The sequence below is a fragment of the Phenylobacterium sp. genome (assembly GCF_046590535.1).
Taxonomy (GTDB): Bacteria; Pseudomonadota; Alphaproteobacteria; order Caulobacterales; family Caulobacteraceae; genus Phenylobacterium.
In genome coordinates, this window is record NZ_JBKJTG010000169.1 from 1 (window position 1) to 3,296 (window position 3,296).

At 64.8% G+C, this 3,296-nt stretch carries 4 protein-coding genes; 3 read left to right on the top strand and 1 reads right to left on the bottom strand.

What is annotated here, in order from left to right:
* The 3 genes from ACLL81_RS10125 to ACLL81_RS10135 form a co-directional block, all read left to right on the top strand.
* On the top strand, positions 1-503 hold a 503-nt coding region (locus ACLL81_RS10125), incomplete at its 5' end, for a hypothetical protein (RefSeq protein WP_411288216.1).
* Between the two features lie 382 nt (positions 504-885).
* The gene (locus tag ACLL81_RS10130; RefSeq protein ID WP_411288217.1) at positions 886-1,869 is read left to right on the top strand and encodes an NADP-dependent oxidoreductase; all 984 of its coding nucleotides are present in this window, start codon (positions 886-888) and stop codon (positions 1,867-1,869) included.
* Positions 1,870-1,978: 109 nt separating this feature from the next.
* On the top strand, positions 1,979-2,725 hold the full coding sequence (locus tag ACLL81_RS10135; protein WP_411288218.1) for an SDR family NAD(P)-dependent oxidoreductase: 747 nt from the start codon (positions 1,979-1,981) through the stop codon (positions 2,723-2,725).
* Here ACLL81_RS10135 and ACLL81_RS10140 read toward each other — a convergent pair.
* Entirely contained in the window at positions 2,710-3,180 is a 471-nt protein-coding gene (locus ACLL81_RS10140; RefSeq protein WP_411288219.1) for a DDE-type integrase/transposase/recombinase, read from the bottom strand. The two genes, ACLL81_RS10135 and ACLL81_RS10140, sit on opposite strands and share 16 nt — an antisense overlap.
* Positions 3,181-3,296 lie beyond the last annotated feature (116 nt).

Below are 3,296 nucleotides of genomic sequence, written 5' to 3' on the forward strand. Positions count from 1 at the left end.
CGGCTCACGCGTGCCTGTTTCCAGATCCGATGGCCCTTACCCAGGACGTCCGAGAGAAGGACTCATGGTTCCACGCTCCAATCCTCAAGGATCGAGTGTTTCCGCACCTGATGAGCACGGCCCTGGTCACGGAGCGGGTGAACGAGAAGGAGCGACGGTACCGGCGAAAGGTCGAGAAGCGAGGCAAGGATCCGCACCACTCCTTCGCCATGATGCTTTGCGACGTCGCCATGGTCCGGGCCTACGGAACGGCCACCTTCCTTCTACCCGACTTGACGCCTCCGGCGCCGACCTCGCCCGAACACCACCCGATCGTGCAGCAGCTTATGCATCACCGGCGGGAAGGCACCTGCGGGGGGTGCGCGTATTTTCGATTAAAGGACGGCACCCCCGGCACTGTTGGCGCCGGTGTCTGCGGCTTTAATAAATCGAAGGACGTGCAGGGTGTGAGCGACAGGGACCCGTCATGCCGAGCCTACGTGGCCGGTGAGAGCGCGACGTAGTGACAGCCATAGTCACCAGTTGTCACCAGGCAGGTCGCATCTGCGACGCGAGTGACGCAATGAGATCCGGAGTGACAGCCGGATGACGTCCGAAATGTCACCGAAAATACCCCCGGACCCCCTTTAAGAGATAGGCGAAGTGACAGTTTCTCGTGGCGAGTGACAGAATCTAGGGGCAGTCCTACTGGGACAGCTGGCGGGACGGCTCTTTGGATTTGTCAGTGGCGGCCCTCAGGAATTGTCGCTCGCGGGGATCGTTACAGAAGAAGACGCTGCTTTCCCGCACCGTTGCAGCCGTGGAGCCAACGGATGCCTGGCACAGCCGACCGGTGTTCGCTATCGTCCAAACAATTGTTTGAATCCGATTTTTGAGGGACCTCATATGACCACTGCCCGCCAGATTCAGCTCGTCACGCGCCCCGTGGGCGTGCCCGTCCCCACCGACTTCGCCGTGGTGGACGTCGAGGTCCGCGACGCCGGCGAGGGCGAGATCCAGGTGGCCAATGTGCTGATGTCGGTGGACCCCTACATGCGGCCTCGCCTGGACGCCGATCAGCCCCTTGACGCCCCCATGCTGGGCGGCGGCTTAGGTCGGGTGACGCAGTCCAACAATGCGAAGTTCCGCGAGGGCGACCTGGTGCGCCACAGCGGCGGCATGCAGGAGCTGTTCGTCAGCGACGGCCGAGGCGTCGCGGTGCTGAAGCCGGACCCCGACCTGCCGCTCAGCGTCTACATGCACGCTCTGGGCGGCACCGGCATCACCGCTTATGGCGGTCTGCTGGAGACCGGCGCCCTGAAGGACGGCGAGCAGGTGTTCGTCTCCACCGCGGCGGGCGCCGTAGGGTCCGTGGTGGCCCAGATCGCCAAACTGAAGGGCTGCTATGTGGTGGGCTCCACCGGGTCAGCGGAAAAAAAGGCCTGGTTGCTGGACGAGGCCGGCCTGGACGCCGCCATCGACTATCACGCCGAGAACCTGGCCGAGGCGCTGAAGGCGGCCACGCCCAAGGGCGTCGACGTCTATTTCGAGAATGTCGGCGGCGCGCACCTGGACGCCGCCCTGCCCCGCATGAACGTCCGCGGTCGCATCCCGGTCTGCGGCATGATCTCCACCTATAACGGAGGCGGCGAGGGCGTGCGGAACCTATTTAACCTGATCTACGGCCGGGTGCGCATGGAAGGCTTCGTGGCCAGTGACTTTCCTCACCTGAACGCTCAGTTCATCGAGGACATGACCGCTTGGCTGAAGGCCGGCAAGATCAAGTACCAGGAGACGGTGCTGGACGGGTTCGAGCGCGCGCCGGAGGGGCTGATCGGGCTGTTCTCCGGGAAGAACAGCGGAAAGATGCTGATCCGCGTGGCCGACTGACCCAGTCCAGCGCCGAACACCTCGCAAAAAAGGGGAAGACGATGCCGACCCTCTATCCGTCCATGGATGCCGCCCCGGCGCCGGCCGCCAACGCCGCGGTGGCGGCGTCATGACGGTCGTCGTGACGGGGGGAACCAAGGGCATCGGCCTGGCGATCGCGGAACGCCTGGCGCGGGCCGGCGAGCCGCTGGTCCTGGCCTATCGCACCGACGACGCGGCCGCCGACGCGGCGCGGTCTCGCCTGACGGCTGTCGGGGCGGCGGTGCTCACCGTCAGGGTCGATATCGGCGAGATTGACGGCGCGGCCGAACTCATGGCCGCGGTGGCCAAGGTCGCTTCCGGTCCGCTGCGGCTGGTCCACAGCGCGGCCATGATCTATCCCACATCCCTGCTTCAAGCCGACCTGGTCCAATTCACCCAGGCCATCCAGGTCAACGGTCTGTCCCTGCTCTATCTGGTCCAGAAGGCGCTTCCCCTGCTGGAGCGCGGCAGTGCTGTCGTCTTCATTTCCAGCGCCGGCGCGCGAACAGCTCAGCCGAACTACGCCGCCCTAGGGGTGGGCAAGGCCCTTGCGGAAAGCCTCGTGCGATACTTGGTGCCGGAACTGGCGCCACGGGGCGTGACGATTAACGCCGTCGCTCCCGGTCTGGTGGACACCGGTTCCGTGGCGGGGATGGTCGGGGGCGAGGACGCCGCCACGCGAATCCTCGACCGCGCCGCGCGAACCCATCCGTCCGGCCGCCTCAGCCGCGACAGCGACTATGCCGCCGTGGTCGAGTTCCTGCTCAGCCCGGCCGCGGAATTTGTCCAGGGTCAGGTGATTCACGCCAATGGCGGGGCCTACGTGGCGGCATGATGGCGAGGGCCTTGGCTCGCGCGACTGGCACTTCGTGACGGACAATGCGCGGCGCAAGTGATCGCGCAGATTTGGGGATGATGCGGATGACCCGGGACGAAGCGCTCGCATCGTTCGCGGTAGAGATTGCGGCTGATGAGATGGCGTTGCTGATTGAAGTGGTTGTGGACTGTGCCGTGTACCGCGCCGAATTTATGGCGTGTCTTCATCCTCCGAAATCGCTCCATCGCCCGTTGTCGTCGTCGGAGCGGTTGGTGTGAGTTCTCCGCCCTGTTGTTCAGCCAACGGCCCACCTCCTGACGGTCGGTGCTGCCGATCTGCTTCATGGCTGGCTTGATGAAGGTGAGGGTGGCCGCCTTGTCCCGCGTCTTTGTCACGTAGGATTTCAGCACCACCAGCCGGATCACCTTGGACGAGCTGTCGAAATAGCGAAGCGGGTTGGCGGAGCGGGTCATCACCATCGGCTAGCCGGTACGTTCTAACCGCCCGCCAATTTCGGGCTGACAATGCCGTTGGCGCCCGACCCCGGCGCCTTCTAGTCTCAGGCGATGATTGGATTCCCGCCGCCGCC